The organism is Alteromonas sp. H02 (genome assembly GCF_059682525.1).
Genome location: NZ_CM185021.1, coordinates 4654005 through 4674415 on the forward strand (window position 1 = coordinate 4654005; position 20411 = coordinate 4674415).

Here is a 20411-nt window from a genome sequence, read left to right on the forward strand (position 1 = left end):
AAAGCACCTGATGGTGCTTTTTTTGAGCTTGTCAGTTTAGGCCGCCATCAATCAAAAACCGGCAGCCCACTAGGTACTTCAGCCGGAATCATTCCGCCTCTTTCGAAGCTGTTCCAATCAGTAAGCGCCTTCAGAAACGCCATAATATCATCCACCTGCTCAGGACTAAGAGCAACCGGCTGCAGCTCATTGGCATCAATAATGGTTTGGCGTAAAACCAGATCGTTATAACCATCCAAATCGGTTAGGTCAAATTCGTCATGTTTAGCTACTACTATCTGACTACCATCGTAATTTTCCAGAGATGTCAGCGGGTCGAGGTGATGTTCAATAACGCCACGTAAGGTTGCGTAGGCACCGTCATGGCCATAAGGCGCAGTTAACCAGACATTGCGCAATGACGGTGTTTTAAATTTAGCCCAGTCTTCGGCTTTACCTGTACGCTCTGAACGTCCACGATCCTGTAACGGAAAGCGGAACTCAGGGCCCGGGCCGACCTGTGGCATGGCAATACCATGAAAGCCCTGATCCGTTTGAAATTTACCACTGTGGCAGCTCGAACAGCCCGATTCACCATAAAACAGATTCATCCCACGTACTTGTTGGGCAGTCATCGCATCGGTGTTACCTCGCAGATAATCATCAAAAGGGCTGTTGTCACTTCTAAAAGCAACAGCCTGAAACGCCGCAACCGCATTGGCATAGTGTTGAATCTGCATATCCTGAGCACTGAGTATTTCGCCTGGATAGGCATCCATAAACATTTGCACATATAACGGGATGGCCCTTAAACGCTGCATGTAAGCGTTCCAGATTGCCGGGAAGTTTGCCGGACCGACGCGGGGCCTGACCACGGATGACACTTCGTTATCGCCAATTTCGCCCATCATTTCCGCAAAGTTGGTAATTGGAAATAATGACTGGCCGGCTAACACATTTTCGATGTTGCGGGGAGTTGCTCTGCCTGAGGGCAAATCAAGGCGCCCACTGCTTATCTGATGAATCCCGTTCCAGTTCATGCGAATGAACTCTTTGGCGCCAAGATTAAACAAATGCGGCGCATGCCGGCCGATACGGGTAGAGATCGCCTCAGCCCCTTCCCCCGTGGTTCGGTAACGGCCAAGGCCCCGGCCGCCTTCGCCAACCCCCAGCGACAATCCATCGCCACTGCTTAGCAATGGGTTATGACATGTTGCACAGGATATGTTTTGGTTACCGCTCATGATCTTATCAAAAAACAGCATGTTACCCAGTTTAACTTTGGCCTCGGGAGGCGCGCCATTATCATAATAATCGGCATCGGTTACCGGTTCGGGAAGTTCCTGGGCCTGCGCGCTGGTGAGCGCGACAGAGATTCCCAGAGACACAGCTATCAGTTTCAGTTTATTGGTATATCTGACCATTAGGTCTTCTCCTTGTGTTCCAACTCATTGCACCTACTGCTGTGCACCCAGAGTGTTGCTGGTTGTTATATTTATATTTTTTGTAATTATTATGTTGCAAGATGAAAGCCATAAATTTATTTTAATAAATACATGAATTTACAAATTTCAACGTAAAACCTTGCCACCGAACTGAACAAAAAAGCATCAATCTGGTGCAAAATCGTTTAGCTTATTCGCGGATTTGTATTTCTCTGATGAACGGATATTCGCTGGCAGGATTAGCTCCAAAGTCCCGACACCAAATCCTCAGCAGATAAGTTCCGGGTTCTTGCAGCGTGCCATTACCCGACGAGCCGTCCCATTCGTAAAAGACATCCTGCGCACCTTCTTCACCATCATAACCCCCGCCCAGCTGGGTTCTGACCAGCTCGTTTACCGTGGTAAAGCCGGACTCATCAAAGATGTAGATTGTCACCACAGCACTTTCAGTAATGTGAAATCCTATGCTTCCTGGTGTACCAGCACTCAAATCCACATCGACAATCTCCAGGTTTTCTACTTTCACCGGTGTCATATCTATCACGATATCAACCGCTGATTGCGCTGTGCTGCCGTCATCTGACTGAATGTATACATTAAAGGTATAAGTACCTTCTGGGTACGAAGTACCGTCATCAAACAGACCATCCCATTCGACAGTGGTAGATGCACTCACACCGGTCTGCGAAAAAATAAGATTGTCGTCAGCGTCGAGCAACGTCACTTCCCAGGGTAACGCCTGGTTGAAGGTGGCCGTTGCAATAGCAATGTCCGTTCGACCATCATCATTTGGCGAAAATGCCTGACGGTCGGTAGCAAAAGTGAGTATCTGAGGAAGGCGTTCGGGTGAGTCAACGCCGTAAACCCGAATAGTTCCACTTCTCTCGATCGGTATTCTCTCTGGGGTATAGGCGGTTATTACGTAGCTGTATTCTCCTTCACTCACCACTTCACCGTCAGCATTCCGTCCATCCCAGAAATAGTAAGTACTGGTACCGGTGCTTGAAGCTGTTACAACACTGGCCCCCGTATTTGCATAAATTGTCACGTTGGATATCAGCGAGTCAGAAAAAGCTGCCGCAAGCATGACTGGCAACTCCTGCTCAGGGTCAAAAAAGCTGGGCACATCACTGATATCGTTAACTAAGGGGATTGAACTGGTGCCATAGGACAGCGCGATGTCAAATGATTCGTAGCGGTTGTCATCCCAACCAACAATGAAATTATTGTTTTCATCAACATCTGAATCGATAACCAGCGAACCGTTGTCACTCGGTGAAATTACCACCAGCTCACTAAACGTTTCTCCACCGTCGTCAGACTCAACATACACGGTTTCATAATTGCCCGTAGTAGTATCTGACCAGGCGAGAAAAACGTCTCCTGTGGGTCCGACAGCCAGCGACGGGTAGATTGAGGTTCCACTGTTAGTCGATATGTTAAGCGGATCACTGAAGGTCTCACCACCGTCGCCGGATTTAATCATCAGAATATCGGTGTTCTGGTTCAGGAGCTCCTGGTCCCAAACAATGTAAACATTTTCGTCGAAGGCCTGAATATCAGGACGCTGGATTGTATCCTGCGAAACAAAAAGCTGGCGAGGTGTTTCGTAAGTCTCGCCACTGTCGGATGAGGTTACATAGATAAGACTATCCTGTTGCGCCCAGACTATCCTCACCAGGCCACCTTCACTAACCGATATTGCCGGCTCCACAATCACGTTTGTCCGGTAACGCAAAGGGCTGCTAAACGTTGCACCATTATCAGTGGAGCGGATAATATTTACCGCAGAGTCCGAAGACCAAACCACGTGGATTATCCCTGCAGCATCAATAGCTATAGTCGGCTCATTACTCGCCTGAGCAGAATTGGAAAGGTTTGTTTCAGGGTTTATATCATTAGCGTTGCGCGTTGAGCTTATCTCAAACAGCTCCGTTTCTGCATTACGCTCAAGGATCAGATAATAAATATCCGAGGTATTGGTTTTAGTATCCTGCCAAACCACATGCACACTGCCGTCGGGCGCCACATCTATATCAGCCCGCTGTGCAAGACCGATAATCTCAGATTGAGAGTTTGATAGCTTAATGACCTCCTGCTGCTCAAAACCATCGATCTTTACTGCGGTATAATAAACCTCGGTAGCCCCTTCGATGCCGGTGTTGTCATCCCAAACCGCGTGGTAATAGCCATTGTTATCAAATTTTATTGCAGGACGCAGAGTCAACCCCGGATTATCGGACAAGTTAACCGGTTCGAAAAAATTGACAGCAGGCGAGGCTAAACCGGTATCACAGGCATCACCCTGTCCATTTTCGTCCTCATCTTCCTGCTCCGGATTAACATCCACAGGGCAGTTATCAGTTCTGTCGGCTACACCGTCGCTATCCCGGTCGCACGCATCGCCCAGCCCGTCCTCGTTACTATCAGCCTGATTAAAGTTAGCGGTAAACGGGCAATTATCGAGTTCTGTCGGGATAGAATCGCTATCAACATCACAGGCATTCCCTACTCCATCGCCATTGGTATCGGCTTGATCTGGATTGGCTTCAAACGGACAATTGTCGTTCACATCAAGGATCAGATCTTCGTCTGTATCCTGGCAAGCATCACCCGGATAAGCTTCGTCGCTGTTGAGCTGTTCAGGATTAGCAATGTCCGGGCAGTTATCGATACTGTTGAGAATACCGTCATTATCATCATCACAAGCATCGCCGATACCATCGCCATTAGTATCCAGCTGGTCTACGTTAGCCGTTGCCGGGCAGTTATCATCAATACTGCGAATGCCATCGCTGTCTTCGTCACAGGCGTCGCCAATTGCGTCACCATTGCCGTCGAGTTGTTCCGGATTGAAGGTGGCCGGGCAGTTATCCTCGGTACTTTCAATACCGTCACCGTCGGCATCACACGCATCGCCCAGTCCGTCGCCATTCGTGTCCAGCTGGTCGGTATTGGCTAGCAGCGGGCAGTTATCAATCTCATCGTCGATAGTATCGTTATCATTATCGGTGTCACACTGATTGATAATGCCATCACCATCCTGGTCGCCTGCATTTGGATTTACCAGCGCGGAGCAGCGGTTCTCTTCTGTATCCTCAACCGAGTTGCCTTCTCCACAACCGGCAAGAAAGCCGGTGCAAATAACAAGCATGAGCAAAACACTAAACACTTTCACTGACATTTACTCCCTGATATATCACTGCTGTACTGCCCATACATGCTGGTTAACGCTCCCAAACATACAGGCGGCTATCGTAGCTCTCAGCGACAACCCGCATATTCTGATTAATAAAATCCAGCGTCTCGGCATCGATGATCCGAGTTAAGCCGTCTACCGGTGCTGCAACAAAAAACACCCGATCATGTCGACTCAGCACATCCTGAAGTTCCTGTTTATTGCGCAGTACAGGATTGCCAACAAACTTATCCACGTAATAAGGCCGCTGCTTAACCGTGTCGTACACTACCTTGCGATCGGTAATGGTTTGCACAAAGTAGTCGCCTTTATTATCAACATAGTGCTCGGTAAGCAGTGGTATCGAAGTGATTAGAACGTCTGATTCACGCCAATACTGCGCAAGCGCAAGAGACACAGAGCGACCGTCCATACCAGCCAGTTCGGGGCGATAATCCACACGCATCGCATCAATATTGCCGCTCATCAACCGGTACAGGTGCAAGCCTCCCGCGCCGGCCGGCACCACTAGCACTGCCATGATAAGCACTGCAGTAAGTACGCCCTGAGCACGAAAGACCTGCCCTCTTACCTGGCCAATCTGACGCTGGATCAGCATTAGCAATTTTACAAAAACCGCAGCAACCGCGAGCAAAAAGACCGGTAGTACAAAGTAAAAGTAATGGGCGTTGTAGTAGCCAAGTAAATTGGTTAATGACAAATAAGCCATCACTACAAACAGCACTACAAAACTCAGTTTGCGGTCATAAAACATGAAAATCAGTCCGAGCAGGAAGAATAAACTCAGGCCGATATGAGTTTCGGTGAAAAAGAAATTATTGATGTAATACCAGGGTTCGTACGACGGCTGAGTGAAGGTGAGTTTCGGTGTTGCCAGGTCGCTTTTACCAAACCCAACCATGATAAAAGGTTCCTGCAGTAAGGAGCGACGAATGCCCTGGGCGGCCACCACAAATATAATCAACACCGCCGCAATCCACAGATTCGGCTGAAAAAACCAGCGCCAGTCCTGCCAGCGTATGACCAGCGCAACGAATGCCATAATAGGCAACACCAATCCGGAACCTTCCCAGCTCAGATAACTAAAGGTAAAGGCCAGTGCTGATAAACAGGCGAGTTTCAGGGAAATCCGGTCACTGGCTAGCAACCGATAGAAAGCTATCAGCGCCACTAAATTGAAGAACTGGATTTGAGACGGATGGAAGCAATTCTTACCCCAGTATATGGCCCACGGCGAAATCGCATAGAGCACCCCGGCGATGAGGCCCGTTAACCGACCAAACCAGGCCGAGCCACAATAGATAATTAACAGGCAGGTGCTGGTACCAAACAGCACTGCGGGAATGCGCAGGGCAAAATCACTGTAACCAAAGGTCTTTACCGAGGCGGCCAGAAAATAAGGCACCAGCTCATAGGTAGCCAGCTCAACTTCCATGCCACCAACCATTAAGTAGGGATAGCCGCGTTCCACTACCCCTCTGGCAAATCCTGCAATCGTTGCCTCATCTACCGTAAGCGCCTGTTGGTCTATATTGTGTAATCGCATTAAAAAAGCTGCCAGTGCCACAACGGCGCTGACAATATAAAAGGCAGTGTTACCCAGCTTGAACTGATTACCGCGGTTCAACTCTCCAGGCGACTGGCTACTAACTGGTTTGATAGTCGCTGCAGCCTGTTCAGCAAGCACCACAATGACCATCAGCATCCACACAATCAGCATCAATTGCAGGGCATTTACCGAAAAAATTTGGCGCGCGTCGAATCGTACATCCTGAGCCATAAACCAGGCGGCAACTAAACATAAGATAGCAATGGCATTGGCAAAACATGTGCTGGTGAGCTGTTTTTGTAGGCTTATTCCCATTAGTTTGAAGAGCGGCGCAATCAACAGAATAAACAGCACCACTATACCGCCTTGCAACCAGGGGCCGCTCTGCGCTACTGCAGGAGGGGTAAAGTTATCATTTACAATATAGGCATAGGTTAGTGGCACTGCCGGAGCTGAGATTCTTACCTGAGTTAAATTGCTGCTCGCACGAATATCCTCTAATGCAGAATGGCCGCTGCCGCCACCGCCATGAATTTGCCAATCAGGCGAAATAAACGTTGTGGTTACCTGATAATCATTCTGCCGGATAAGCCCACCAGCTACCACCGGATCTACACCGTTATTCATCAGGTTGATTTCGATACTGTTTTCACCGTCTTTCAGGCGCGGCAACACCGAATTCAAATGTAACTGCGAATCGGACGGTGAAAAGATACCGCCACTGATGCCATTAATAATCGCTTCATAAGGCACATCCGATGCTACCGCCAGCCATACCTGCTCTTCAGCCGCCGGCGCATAGTTAAAGGTAGTGGAGAGTGAAACCGACCAATGTTGTGATGCATCCAGTACGTATGAAGGTGGACTCGGTAAGGCAAGTAATAACTCTGGAGGTGTTGTTACCTGCGCCATGCGGTTGTCACCGGCAACCGGCACCGAACTGGTCCAGAATGCATCATCGTACCCTTTGTCGAACCATTTTTGCCGGCTGGTAGTTTGCGGGTATAACGACTGGCTTTTCACCATAGCGTCAGAAATAAAGGTCTGCCGCTGGCCCAGCGCATCGATAACGGTTAATTCATATCGCAGCGCAACCATTGCCGGAAATGAAGAGCGGTGCAGTTCAAAAGCCAGAACATTACTGCCGGTTTGTAAGTGGCGACTCAGATCCAGTACGGCAGTGGCCTGCACTGAGCGATTTTCCACAGTTTTAACAGTCTTACCGTTTGCAAAAATCTGCAGGTGGTCTGTGCCTGACACATGCAGCACTGCACGCTGCGGGGCATTGTCCAGCTCGATCGAATGGCGAAAGTAGCCGTTAGCGCCGGCTGACTCGGTGCTAATCCACTGACTTTGTGACCAGTTCAGTAGCGAACGGGGATTCGCCGTATCCACTGACTGCAAATAGCCAAAGATCACTGCACAGACAATCAGGATAATAAGTGTGAGGCTGCTCCACCAATGCTCGGCTTTCATTATCATCCCCTACGTCCCGCTCAGGCCTTTGACCGCCCGGTAATTCTTATCGCTATCCAGAGCAATAGACTGCTGATAGGCCTGACGGGCCTCGGCAGGGCGACCAAGCTGACTAAGACAATCACCTTTTGACGAGAAAACATCAGCCGACACGGATCGGTTATGGGTGCGTTGCAGCAATAACTCGGCAGTACTGACACAGGCCTCAAACTGGCGGGTCTGCTGGTAAATTCGTAACAATGCCGTTTGCCCGACGGGGTTACCATGAATTGCCAGTGAGGATTTAAAGTGACTCTCAGCAAATCCCCAGTCGTTGCGCCACAGGTGTAGTAGTCCCAGGCGATTATAAGCATCCATGGTGATCCGCTGCTCAGTTCGAACGTGCGCATTAACCAATTCAGGCCTGATGTTGAGCTGCTGCTCCCCAGCGTTTAACGCCGCGGCGCTTACCGACAGTGCATTGGTATCGATGACTTCAGTAAACCGGCCGGCACTAAAGCGCTGTTCAAGCTGATAAGCTTTTGCCAGAGGTGTTGCCGGCCCATAAATTGAAAAATACAGATAAGAATGTAGCAGCGTAAATCCTGGCGAATAGGTCAGCACCGGATCGAGCGTCACCGCTTCATTGAGAATGCCAATGGCCACCGCAGGTTCGCCGTTATTAATCGCCCGAATCCCCTGGTTAACCTTCAGGTACGCCAGCGACACACTCCCCAGCCCGGCAGCAAAAAAGGTGATCAGAGCAAAAATCAGCGCCAGTAATAATGCAAGCAGTTTACGCTGGCTGCTGACAATACAGTAAAGGGATACTGCGCAGCCGATAAGGATACTTAATTTGGCTCCCCAGCCCAGTATTCCAAGAGCCGCCCTGATGCGATCGGTAAAATGATAAGCATCAAATGCCAGCGCGGTTTCCACCGAGCGACCGGCATTGGGGATCGCGTTTAATGCCAGAATATGCTGTATATCGCGAAATGCCTGACTCTCGGTGATATAAAGCTGAATACGTTCACCGTCGAGCATACTTAACGACAAGGCAATACAAAACATCAGCGCGGTTAAGCCAATGCATATCAATAAACGCAGCGTATACATGCGCATGGCAGTAGTTAAAAAGATCAGCGCAGTCAGGCCCAGCACTACCAGCTTAAACTGGCCGTTTTGGCCTGCCGCCTGTAGGTCGGCTAAACGATATTCTCCGGTCAGAGGCATCACCACCCAGGCGCCGCCACTCCCCACCAGCATTAACAATGCTGCCAGTAATAATACGGGGTGTTGTTCAACAAACCGCCAGGGCCTGGTGGTTGCCGTAAGCAGACCGGTTTGCAGGAGACTAAGAGCACGCATCATCTAACTCCCCGATGCCGAGTTGTCGGCCAGCCCGGCGCGGCTTTGGCGTTCTGTTAGCAATGCCAAAGCCCGTTTAATGTCTGCCGGTTTAAACACTCGTAACACAAACAACCCGGCAATGTAGCTCACGCCATAAGCCAGCGAAAAGAGCACCTGTTCTGTGACGCCTTGTGGGGGAGAAAGGTAAGCCACCCAGCTGATCAATAAACATAACAAAACCGGGCGAGCCAGTTGGGCCAGCCAGGCATAAGCCAGTTGCACGCGAGATAAAAACACAATACACAGCAGGAAGTAACTCAGCTCTCCCAGCAAGGTTCCCCATGCTGCGCCGGTGGCGCCCATACGAGGTATTAGCAGCACATCCACCAGAGTGTTCACGGCCAGACAACTCATTGCGGCCAGCAGGTAAAACCGCTGTTTACCCAGTGCCATAAACACATAGCTAAGCAACATGTTGACAAACAGGCCAATAATGGCAAAAGCAAGGATCCGCAAAGCCGGTATTGCGCTGATATAAGTCGGCCCGTAAAAGAGCTCTATCAGGTTGCCGGCAGAAACAAATACATACCCGCATAAAGGAATGGAAACAATTAAAAAACCGGTCAGGGTTAGCGAGAAGAATGCCGGCAGTTTATCCGGCTCGTTGCTGGCCATTCGTGACATAGCCGGAAACAAGGGCAGACAGATAGCAAATGGGATCATGTCGACCACCTGAACCACTTTGTAGGCGGCGCTGAATAAGCCAACGGCACTGGCTGTTGCCAGTACGCCCAGTAATAAAGTGTCGACCTGCAACGTTAACCGGCGGATCACCATGGAAGCCCCGATTGGCACGGCATCTTTTAACAACTGCCAGGCAAAGGCAAAATCACGACCAAAACCAAAGCGAATAAACCGGGTTCTGACCACGACAACAAAATAAACATACTGACAAAGGTTTGCCACTAAATACGCCATACAAATAGCCAGCAGCGAAGAAGAAAACAACGACACGTGATAAAACAGGTAGATAAGTGCCAGCAGAATAACCTTGTGCACTACAAAGCTGATGGCGTTGTAACTCATTTGTTCAAAGGCCCGGCACACCGAGGAATAAACCACAGAGTGATAGGTGGCCAGCACCGCCACGCCCATTATGATGGCAGCGTTTTGCTGCCGGGCGGTATCCAGGCTAAACAACGCTATCAGAGCAACCAGGGTTAAGATCACAATCGAAAGTGCCCATGCCAGCGACAGTACATTACTCATAATGTATTGCGCCCTGCTGGTATCCTTGGCGACTTCCCGAACGATCAGATTAGTTAGCCCAAAATCAGCCACCAACTGACAAACACTGGTGATCGCCAGGATGTAGGAAAACACACCAAACTGCTCTACTCCCAGCAGCCGGGCAGCCAACAACACGATAATAAAACTTAGCAGTCCTCCAACGCCTTCGCTGGCAAACACCATAACCAGGTTTTTTAAAACGCGCCCGTTGCCTGCCATCATTTATATCACTCAGACTGGCAGATTTGATTACTGAACAAAGACGCCTCGGCATATTGCATCCAGGCCTGATTGTAGGCAGCCAGCAAATTCAGTTGGGCGGTAATTTTGTCATCCTCAGCCTGAACCAGCTCATCAAGCCCCGACAGCCCGTTTTCCACCCTTTCATTTTCGCTACTAAGCATTTGTTCACGGCGGTTCAGTTCAAGGCGGGCAACCTCAATTTTACTTTTAGAGCTGGCCAGATCACCGGCGATATTGGCCGCTTGCAAGCGCTTTATCTTGCGCAGGTAATCCAGCTCAGAATCAATCGCGGTAACGGTTTTTCGCAGCGCTTTGGACTCTCCGTAGTTACTGGCCACCGCACCCAGTGGATATTCTATAGTCAGGCCAATTTCGCTGTAGTCTTTGCGCAGTGCATTACCAAAGTTATCTCCGGTACGTAATTTTACATACAGGCCAAGTGAAGGTTTGAGTTTGCCGTACTGGGCATCGAGCTTGTCTTTTTCCAGTGCCAGCTTAGATTCCAACAGAGTGATATCGGGGTGCGCAGAAACCAGGCGGTCCAGATCATTCATCTGCAGGCGCCGCTCCGTAATAGCGGCTAACTCTTTAAAACTCTGTTGCGGTTGCGCGCTTAATAACTCGACATCGCGCTGGAGCATCAACAGCAAAAACTTATAGTTAACTTCCCGTTGGCGAAAGGCGTCGTCGAGCTGATCTTTCAGACTGGCGTAGGCCGCACTGGCGGTGAAGAGGTCGTCGGTAGTGCTGACTCCGGCCTCCACCTTAGTCTTCATATCATCCAGTTGCTGCTGACGTTTCACCACCAGCGGCTGCAACACGTCACGCTGAGCACTGTACATCATAATGTTAAAGTAGTACTGGCTCACCAGGGTAAGCGCCTCTCGATGAGCGGTGCTGAGCTGCGATTTGGCAACCGACAGCTGTGACTCTGCCTCTGAGTTTGCCAGTGCCGACTCTCCCAGCCACTTGCCGTCTTCGTAGAGCCCCCAGTTCATATCCACCTTCCCCTGCCAGGCTTCGCCTTTAGAGTAAAAGTTAGGTTGTTCTGGGTCCTGAACCGCGCCTTCCTGAACGGCAAAAAAACTGGTGGGCTGCCCTTTAGCCGCATACACATCAAGCCCAACGGTAACGTCCGGCATCCATTTATTGAGCTCGGCATTTTCGACCCGCTGTTTAGCCGCATCCAGCTGCAACCGCACGTTAGCCGTCATGTCATGGGCTTTACAGGACATGTCGATAAGCTGCTCATAACTGTTTACCGGCACCGCACTGTGCGCCTGCAACGACAAACAACTAATAAATAATAAAAGGTATTTAGCTCGCATTGCCCATCTCCACACGATCTCCATCCTTAAGCGCCTGCTGGCCTACCACTACAATTCTGTCGCGTGGACTCAGACCTGAGCGAATGCCCACATACCCTTGCTCATAACCAATAATGGAAACTTCTTTAAGGTGTGCCTTCTTGCTTTCATCGATAACAAAAACAAACCCACTGCGACCATTACTACCAAGCAAGGCAATAGCCGGGATCCGCAAGGTATCAGCAGAGCCTCCCGCCAGTTCAATGGTGGCAATACCGCCCATACCAGGACGTAAAATCAGGTCCGGGTTATCAACCTTAGCGTAAACAGACACCGTGTCGCTGATCCGATCCACTTCATACCCCAGACGCAGGATTTCAGCGGTAATAGTGCGTTCGGGAAAAGCATCCAGCGACACACTAACAGGCTGACCCAGAGACAACTCACCAAAATATCGCTGAGCCACTTTGGCTTCTACATAAATAGGATTAGTCACACTCAGAGTGATTATCGGCATGGTCATGCGCACCTGGGTGTTTTCAAAGGCGGATACAGCTGTTACCACGCCGCCCACAGGCGCTTTGTGTTCTACCTGTGAGTATTCAAACTCAGCTTTCTGCACTTCGTATTGATTATTGATAAGCTTCGATTTGGCCTGTTTTTCGGCCAGAGTGGCTTTGGTGAATTCGTCTTTACCAACCAGATTCTTGGCAAATAGTGCTTCCACGCGGGTAAAGTTACGCTGCGCTTCCTCGTATTCTTCCTCGGCAATCTCAGCCACTGATTTGGCCAGTTCCACTTTGGCTTTGAGCTGGTCTTCATAAAAACTCACCAGCACATCGCCTTTCTTAACCAGATCGCCGACCTGCACACGCACCTCACTGACCATGGCATTGGAGCCCGGATAGATGGGTAACTCCTGGTTTTCAACCAGGGTCGCCTGGGTGACCAGCGTGGCTTTTACCGGAGCGGCTTCCACTTCAATGACTTTTACCGGTATGGGTTTGTCGTTTTCTCTGGCATAGCTGGCATTGGTAGTACTAAGGTGTGCAGAGATGATATTTAGCGCCCAGTTACCCAGTATTAGTAAGGCGACTATCAAAACCACCAGTAAGGTGACAGACAAGCGTTTTTCCATTTTCTGGTTAGAGCTGTTATTTGCTGTCATGATTCATCTCACTCACTTGAATCTGGCCGGTACCAGATTGATTAAAAAGCTGTTTATTTGCTGTCTTAAGGTTGGCGAAAAGTACCAGAGCGCTAGTGCAAAACCGCCAAAGATGAGCGTCTCTCTGGTCATAACCCACACGTTATGCAGCGACAGTAGCTCTGTCATCGAAGCGTGATTAGGGCCGAGGAAAAGGGTTAAGGGAGCGTGAATACGCTCCATATTAAATGGCCATAAGATTACGATACCGAAACTAGGGTTTATGCCGGGGTTGGGGCCTGTAAACCAGTCAACAAACACATGACTGAGCAGCGTGGCAGACACCATGGTTGCCATAACCCGCCCTTTTCGTTCTTCCACGCCGCTAACCCGGGCAAGCAACCAGAATGTCAGGCCGCACAACAGCGCAAACATAATTGAGTGAGTTAACTGCCCGTGCAGATAATGGTGATGCTTACCTAATAAGGGACCGACCAGCAAATCCAGATCCGGCGCGTTGGCTAAAAATACGGCCGCAAAAACGGAGCCGATACTGAGCGGACTCACCAGTTTCGGACTAACCAGACGACCAACCAATAAACAATCAATGCCACATAATGCGTGACCAAGTGTACTCGCCATAACTTCTCTTCTAATCCTGTTGTAAGGTGCTACCAAAAGTTGCTATTTCGCCTTGCAGCGTGTTGTTAGCTAAATCTGCGCTCCAGACCTCAAAATACTGTGCGCCCAGCTTTTCAGCTTCCTGCATCGCACTTAGCAGGCTGCCGTTCAGTAACCGCTCAGGCTGTCTGGTTTGATTACCTATCATCTGAATATTGCAAAACGAGAATTCACAGGCACTTTCTAAAAGCGGATACAGCGCCTGGTTCCAGCGTTGTGCTTTACCACTCCACCACGCCGAGAACAGGCCAAATCGTTTGCCGTAGCGAGCTTTGCCGAATTCATAAACCTGGCGCGCGGGCTCCACAGAATCCAACACCGGGTGTATCTCAATATCCAAAGGCGTATCAGGGAATGCATCAGCAAAATAAGTGATCACCTGCTGAATGGCCTGAATGTGTTTTTCCTGGGTATAGCCGGCATCATGCCATGGGCCCAACGTCGACGTTTCAGGACGTCCCGCAATCCGCTCTTCGGGGAGCTGCATTTCAAATCCATTCTTAGAGGAATGGGTGATATGCACGAGCGCAATCGTCGGGTTATCTGCATAACGTTTACCTAACTCTGCAATCAGCTTGTGCCAATAAGACAGGTAGGTTGGGTCCCAGGGTAAAGGAATGGCTTCCTGACGATTGCCGCGACCTGAGTAACGGGTTTTAAATTCGTAGCTAAACGCTTTGGCACCCTGCTCGTAAACCCAGGCTGGCGTTCGCGGCCCATTCAGCACGCTGAGTGTCACCCGCTTATTATGCTGACGGGCCTGGGCTATCAATGTATCGATGGCAGAAAAATCGTAATTAGCCGGCGCAGACTGGAGTTGATCCCATCCCACCCGAATCAGATTACCGGCAACGTGCGGCTGCCCTAGCACCCGATCACTCACAGTTGGTCCGGAGCTAACAAAAATGCCAGCCGGTGCATTGCCCGTTGGCTTTGCTTTTTTATTAGCCTCTGGACTCTTGGGTAGTGGTTGGCCAACGCCACTTTCATTGCCAGTTACTGGTTTTGTTGACTGCGGGTATTGCATGTTATTGCCGTGACAAGCGGTAACCAGCAGTAATAAAACACTGAGGCAGACCGGGATCCGACGACAACGAATAAAGGGCCACAACCGCAATTTCATGATTGAGTATCCACAACGGCAGCCGGCCACCTCGGCCGCGAGGGGAAATAATAATCCGGCTGCGAGGCTAACCGTTGATAGTCTTCCGGTATGCCCATGTCGATAAACGGGCCCGCCGCCTCAACCGTAGCAACACCCTGAGCCATTAAGCCAGGCATGATGGCTTGCTCAAAAGAAAAGCTCTGAGGGCATTGAAAGCCCTCAAAAATATCGCCCGGCAGGCAATAAACACCAGCGTTTATCAGACCGGCCCGGGCAACTGGCTGTTTTTCATGAAAAGCTTCAACACAGCCGTTATCACGTAATGTGACTTCACCATAGCGACTAATGTTATCTACCTTCGCCACCACCATGGCCATGTTATGCTGCGAGGCAGCCTCCAGCAATTCGGCAAGGGGAAAATCACAGTAGCTGTCACCATTGAATATCAGGTAGCGTTCCGCCGGGTGGCTGGTAAAACAAAATTTCAGAGCCCCTCCGGTTCCCAGAGGTTCTGATTCAACCACCAGTTCAAGGCTTAACTCAGGCAGCAATGATTTTTGTGTGGCAATAAACTGTTCGAAATGGGCTGACTTATACCCTACTGATAAGATGAATTCCCGCAGCCCTTTGGCATACAGCGCATTCAGCATATAAGCCAGATAGGGAATATGCCGGATAGGTGCTAAAGGTTTTGGTACATCGTTCACAACACTGCGTAACCTGGTGCCGAGTCCACCGGCCAGAATGATCACTTTCATATCGCCCCCTGCCGGTTATTCAACATCAAAGCTAAGGTAATCACTGGTGACTCCCCGCGATACTATTTTGGCTGGGATCCCAACCACTGAGCAGTTATCAGGAATCGATGACATCACAACTGAATTGGCTGCAATTACCACATTGTTGCCAATTTCAATGTCACCCAGTATCTTGGCACCGGCGCCCACAAATACATTATTACCAAGTACAGGTTTACCCCGTTTGTAATAATCGGCGCCAATACAAACGTTTTGATTAACTGTAAGGTTGGTGCCAGCGCGGCGGGGATCGAGCTCTATACCGGCAAAGTTATGCAAAACCAGGCCTTTATCTATATCTGCCTGCATATTAATACGGCAATCGGTGGCCAGTTTTACCGGCGCGGAAAGCAGCCGGAAAAGAGCAAGTAAGAGGAAACTCAGAACAGGGATATCCAGCTTGCTAATCTGCTGCTCACAGCGATAAACCATTACGGCCAGGGAGCCCCACTGTAATGTCATCTTTATGTATTTATTAACAAAATTATCGATGCGCGTGTAGTGGCGACGCTTACGCCGCAAGTCTATTCTTAACGCATCAAACCCCGACAGACTATTCTGCATCGATGACTCTCCGCCGCTCGATAAAGTCGATACGCAGATGTTGCTGACGTCGCTCCCCTTTGCGGCGCTCCAGAATTTCTGCCGGTACGGGCGTTGTTTGTTCCCGGCGTTTATCCCAGTATTTCGGTTGATAGCTGTCTCTGATGTACTGTTTAAGTAAAGGTTTTCGAGTTTCAAAATCACGCTCAATCAGCATGTCATAGATAACCGCGATGCCCTTTGCCAATACTTTCCACTCATACAACTCACCCAGCGTTTGCCGGGCCTGCGCCGCCACATACTGTGCTTTCTCTTTCTCATCCAGCAGCATGGCAATCGATTTGGCGAACTCTTCCACGTTGTGATCTTCAGCCAGCACGGCGGTTTTCATATGGTGCAGCCCTTTTGCCGCGCCGGTAAAACCGGCGATAGGAATATTGCCACACATGTAGTTGAGAATTTTCACCGGATGACCGGGGCAGTCTGTTCGGGGTAACGTTGCCACGTCAGATAAGGCGAGATAATCAGGCAGTTTTTCTAGTTCCAACCCTTTTACAATGTCCACTACGTCTGCAATATCCAATGTCTGGATTTGCGCCTCAATGGTATCAAGGTCTTTTTGATTGGCGATATTCGACGCCAGAATCACTTTAAGTTCGGGGTACTGTGGCTTAAGCAGATGGGTGGCATCAAGCAGATAATCGATGCGCTGAAATTTGTCGAGACTACCCGTGTAAATGACTATCTGTTGCCCCTCGCGGTAGCCGTATTTCTCTCGCAGAACCTGTTTATCCCGGGCAGAGAACATACTGGCATTCACACCGGCAGGTAATACCTGAATCTTATCGGCTCTGACGCCAATTTTAACCAGATAAGCTTTTAAAGAATCCGATACCGCGGTGACATAGTCACCCATAAAAGGAATGGTTTTATCCAGCAAACCGGCCAGTTTAAGAGCAAACTTTTTAGACCAGATAAAGTCGTAGGTGACCAGTTCATCGACCATATTATTCACCGCGTTATAAAGCATCGGCCGACGGGTGACCAGCTTCGCCAGCCAGCCAATCAGCGCGCCTTCGTAATTGTGCGCGTGAATAACATCAATTTTATATCGCCAAATCATCCAGATAAGGCGGAATACCATTAGCGGATCGTAGACAAATTTTTCCAGCGTAGGGCCAACTGTAACCTTATCCTTATTGAGGAAGGGAAAGGACACACGGTGGATTTTGGGCCCGACTACCGGAATATTTTCTTTAATCGGGTAGGTAAGAATATGCACCTCATGGCCCAATTCTACCAACGCTTCCGACATTTCTCTGATGGATGCCGGCGAGCCATGGTTAGCGGGGAACGGGCATGCTGCCACCATCACAACTTTATGTTTACGGGATTCATCCATGACTGACTGCTACTTCCTTGTTAACCACAGGATGTGGCTCAACCACTGTGATCGCAGGCATTGCGTTCACTCGTTCGTTGAAACCACCGTACATTTTTTCTAGTCCTGCCACGATGGCGGCAGGCTGATCACGCCAGGAGGATTTTCTGGTTCGCACCTCAAAAGGTTTATCGCAATCGAAAAATGCCAGTACCTCATCAATTGAGCTGGCTAACTCCTCGTACTTGATAAGAATAATCGGATGTCTGGTCAGTTCAGGGTTCAACCAGTTATCCAACTGCCGCTCAAGGCGAAATTCATCGACTCCGCGCTCCAGATAGGCCTCGATAGACATGTTTTTCAGATCCGCAGCAGGTGTATCACTGTTGGCATTCATTGCCTTGGCGTGCATAGACTGATAGCCACGGCGAAAGACAGAAAGCACGCTGTTATAGGGATTACCAAACACGTAGCCAAGCTTGATTTGAGTTTCGTCGTTGTAGACCGCCGGTGAATAAGCATGTTCACGCACGGTTTTATCAGCAATTGAGCCGATGTGCCGCGCCAGAGCGGTTGAGCCTACGCCCCCCATTGAACAAAGGGCGACAGAAGGGCCTCGAAAGATTATTCTGCGCAATGCAGGAACCCGGTTAAGTAGCGATACCACGCCGTCGAGTTTTAACGATTCCATATTTGCGTATCCCTGCCTAGTAGTTGAGCTAATCGGGTTTGCTCCTCAGCAAAGTAATCAACCAATTGTTGCCGGCTTGCTGAGTCCATCTCAGGTAGCGGTTCTGATTTGGCGTTCATTTTTCTGACCAGCTGCGCCAGGCCAGACCTTTTGAGACGCTCGGCAAACCCGGTTAGACCGCGTTTCACCATAAAGCGATAGGTTCTGACCAGCACATTTTCGAGTTTTAAGAAGCGGTAATTAACACCCTGATTGCGTTTTTCCTCAACGCCTTCGGGTAAAAAGTTGGTGTTATTTACGCCTATAAATTCAAAGATTTGTTTATAGCAGGCGGCCAGATCGTGCTGCATTTCCTCGAGCACCAGTACCAGGATATTCTCTTTGGGAAAATGTTCGTAAAAGGGCGCCAGATAATCGGTGTAATAGCCAAACTTTAACTTGTCCTGGTCGCGGATATACTCCGAAAAGGGGTAATCGCGACTGACGTCACCCTTGCGAATAAAATGCTGATAATCTGAGTAAGTACGCTCAACCGGATCGCGCACCATGGCGATAATTTTGGCATCGGGGAAGTGCTTATGTATGCGCTCCGCCGCTTTTGGGTGGTACATATAGCTAATAGAAAACTCACCCTTGATCTTTCCTTCTGAGCCGGCGAATAAATCTTTGTACCAGTTAAAATCCTGCTGCTCGTAGAGATCACCAAAATAGTGAATTTCTTTGGGGTTACCATCAAACACTTCGGGATGCTGGATAACATTTTCATACAGCCAGGTAGAACCACATTTGCCTGATCCTACGCCAATAAAGTCAACTTTAAACTGTTCCCGAGACATCTAACTCTCCGACTCATCTGGTTTACGTTTTATCCGCGCAGGATTGCCCACCGCCATGGTGTTGTCCGGAATATCCGTTAGCACCAGGCTATTTGCTCTGATCAGCACGTTATCGCCAATCGTTACTCCGCCTAATATTTTGGCGCCGGGCTCGATGCATACATTATTGCCAATGACCGGCAGGTTTTTACTGCCACGCACATTGCCAACGGTAACGCCCGAGCCCACGACGAAGTTTTCACCAATGGTTTCAGCCAGAATAAACAATCCACCGGTACCATTGAGAACTAATCCAGGTTGTATTTTGCAGTGTGCCTGAACGCTGATCCCTGTTACGCCCTGAGTGATGAAAAACAGTGGGTAATAAAGTACTTTGCACACCACTTTCAGTGGCTTGATATCAATTTCGTTGGCATAACGTCCAAACCGGTACACACAGGTTGCTAACCATGTGCGACTCAACAGGTGGCCAGCGCCGTTGCCATTTAAGCCACCATCGACAGCCCAGATACGCCGCTGCTCAGCATCAACTTTTAATTTTTTAAACATCCCTTTGAACCTTATATGCGGGTCCGACCGAGTCCTGCGTTAATAGTTGTCGTCTTTACCAGCCAGCTTTTCTGACATCCAGTTAGTCTCACGGGATATAATCCGTGCCGGATTTCCCATTACAGTGCAATTGTCCGGCACATCGTTAATCACCACGGAATTTGCACCGATAACGACATTGTTACCAATCGTGACGCTGCCAAGTACCTTAGCGCCGGCTGCAATCAATACGTTATTGCCAATTTTCGGTGGTGCAGGTTGTCCGCGAAGGTGACCGATAGTCACTCCCTGAAACACGATGACGTTTTCACCCATCTCCCCTTCGCTAATAAAGATCCCTGAGAAGTTGTGAATAGTGAAACCCTTGCCAATTTTGGCTTTGGACGGGATATAAATACCAAAGGCCGTAACAACAATCGCTTTGGCAAAGAAATAGGGGATTCTTACCAGGAGCCTTAATAAATTAGGACTTACCGTGCGGGTCCAGTTTCCATACCGGTATACAATCGAAGCAATTGTGCCGGGTTCCAGAAATATCCGTATATTCTTGGTGAACCAGCTTTTCTGACTGAGGAACCAGTCTTGCTTAAACTTCAGGTCAGCCGTAATTAGATCAAACACTTTCGTTCACCAACCCTTCAATGTAACCAGCCAGAGAATTAAGGGTGTCGAATACTTCGGGATCCAGACCGTCTGAATCTATCTCAATATCGTAAACCCACTCCAGTTCGACGATAAGCGAAATACGATTGATAGAATCAAGATTCAGCGATTCGTCTGCACCAACCTGACTGAAATCCTTTTTCACTACTTTGGTAAGGGTTTCCCGTAACGACTCAATGATTTGCGCTTTACTGCTCATAA

Annotated in this window: 17 protein-coding genes; all 17 read right to left on the reverse strand. The window is 49.3% G+C overall.

Going from position 1 to position 20411, the window contains the following annotated elements:
• Positions 1-47: 47 nt before the first annotated feature.
• The 17 genes from AC566Q_RS21575 to AC566Q_RS21655 all read right to left on the reverse strand — a co-directional run bounded on the left by AC566Q_RS21575 (position 48) and on the right by AC566Q_RS21655 (position 20409).
• Positions 48-1403 (reverse strand): cytochrome-c peroxidase, encoded by a 1356-nt coding sequence (locus tag AC566Q_RS21575; RefSeq protein WP_499610742.1) that lies wholly within the window; start codon positions 1401-1403, stop codon positions 48-50.
• A gap of 211 nt (positions 1404-1614) precedes the next feature.
• On the reverse strand, positions 1615-4608 hold the full coding sequence (locus AC566Q_RS21580) for a thrombospondin type 3 repeat-containing protein (protein WP_499610745.1): 2994 nt from the start codon (positions 4606-4608) through the stop codon (positions 1615-1617).
• A 43-nt stretch (positions 4609-4651) separates the two neighbouring features.
• Positions 4652-7648, reverse strand: a complete 2997-nt coding sequence (locus tag AC566Q_RS21585; RefSeq protein WP_499610748.1) for an ArnT family glycosyltransferase — start codon at positions 7646-7648, stop codon at positions 4652-4654.
• Between the two features lie 9 nt (positions 7649-7657).
• Positions 7658-8998, reverse strand: coding sequence for a hypothetical protein (locus tag AC566Q_RS21590; protein ID WP_499610751.1), 1341 nt, complete (start codon positions 8996-8998; stop codon positions 7658-7660).
• Positions 8999-10489, reverse strand: a complete 1491-nt coding sequence (locus tag AC566Q_RS21595; protein WP_499610754.1) for a flippase — start codon at positions 10487-10489, stop codon at positions 8999-9001.
• Positions 10490-10494: 5 nt separating this feature from the next.
• On the reverse strand, positions 10495-11838 hold the full coding sequence (locus AC566Q_RS21600; RefSeq protein WP_499610757.1) for a TolC family protein: 1344 nt from the start codon (positions 11836-11838) through the stop codon (positions 10495-10497).
• Entirely contained in the window at positions 11828-12985 is a 1158-nt protein-coding gene (locus AC566Q_RS21605) for an efflux RND transporter periplasmic adaptor subunit (RefSeq protein WP_499610761.1), read from the reverse strand. Before AC566Q_RS21605 ends, AC566Q_RS21600 begins: the two co-directional genes overlap by 11 nt.
• A gap of 12 nt (positions 12986-12997) precedes the next feature.
• Positions 12998-13606 carry a metal-dependent hydrolase gene (locus tag AC566Q_RS21610; protein ID WP_499610764.1) on the reverse strand — a complete coding sequence of 203 codons (609 nt, stop codon included), beginning with the start codon at positions 13604-13606 and terminating at the stop codon, positions 12998-13000.
• A gap of 10 nt (positions 13607-13616) precedes the next feature.
• Positions 13617-14768 (reverse strand): beta-galactosidase, encoded by a 1152-nt coding sequence (locus tag AC566Q_RS21615; RefSeq protein ID WP_499610767.1) that lies wholly within the window; start codon positions 14766-14768, stop codon positions 13617-13619.
• Positions 14765-15508: a nucleotidyltransferase family protein gene (locus tag AC566Q_RS21620; protein WP_499610770.1), complete on the reverse strand. Its 744-nt coding sequence runs from the start codon at positions 15506-15508 to the stop codon at positions 14765-14767. The genes AC566Q_RS21615 and AC566Q_RS21620 overlap by 4 nt, the downstream gene beginning before the upstream one ends.
• Before the next feature lie 15 nt (positions 15509-15523).
• Positions 15524-16111 (reverse strand): serine O-acetyltransferase, encoded by a 588-nt coding sequence (locus AC566Q_RS21625; protein ID WP_499610773.1) that lies wholly within the window; start codon positions 16109-16111, stop codon positions 15524-15526.
• A complete protein-coding gene (locus AC566Q_RS21630) occupies positions 16101-17492 on the reverse strand; it encodes a glycosyltransferase family 4 protein (RefSeq protein ID WP_499610779.1) in 1392 nt (463 codons plus the stop codon). The genes AC566Q_RS21625 and AC566Q_RS21630 overlap by 11 nt, the downstream gene beginning before the upstream one ends.
• On the reverse strand, positions 17485-18162 hold the full coding sequence (locus AC566Q_RS21635) for a hypothetical protein (protein WP_499610782.1): 678 nt from the start codon (positions 18160-18162) through the stop codon (positions 17485-17487). The genes AC566Q_RS21630 and AC566Q_RS21635 overlap by 8 nt, the downstream gene beginning before the upstream one ends.
• A complete protein-coding gene (locus AC566Q_RS21640; RefSeq protein ID WP_499610786.1) occupies positions 18150-18998 on the reverse strand; it encodes a sulfotransferase domain-containing protein in 849 nt (282 codons plus the stop codon). The genes AC566Q_RS21635 and AC566Q_RS21640 overlap by 13 nt, the downstream gene beginning before the upstream one ends.
• On the reverse strand, positions 18999-19547 hold the full coding sequence (locus AC566Q_RS21645; RefSeq protein ID WP_499610789.1) for an LbetaH domain-containing protein: 549 nt from the start codon (positions 19545-19547) through the stop codon (positions 18999-19001).
• A 39-nt stretch (positions 19548-19586) separates the two neighbouring features.
• Positions 19587-20168, reverse strand: coding sequence for a serine O-acetyltransferase (locus AC566Q_RS21650; RefSeq protein WP_499610791.1), 582 nt, complete (start codon positions 20166-20168; stop codon positions 19587-19589).
• Positions 20161-20409 (reverse strand): acyl carrier protein, encoded by a 249-nt coding sequence (locus tag AC566Q_RS21655; RefSeq protein WP_499610794.1) that lies wholly within the window; start codon positions 20407-20409, stop codon positions 20161-20163. Before AC566Q_RS21655 ends, AC566Q_RS21650 begins: the two co-directional genes overlap by 8 nt.
• Between the last annotated feature and the right edge of the window lie 2 nt (positions 20410-20411).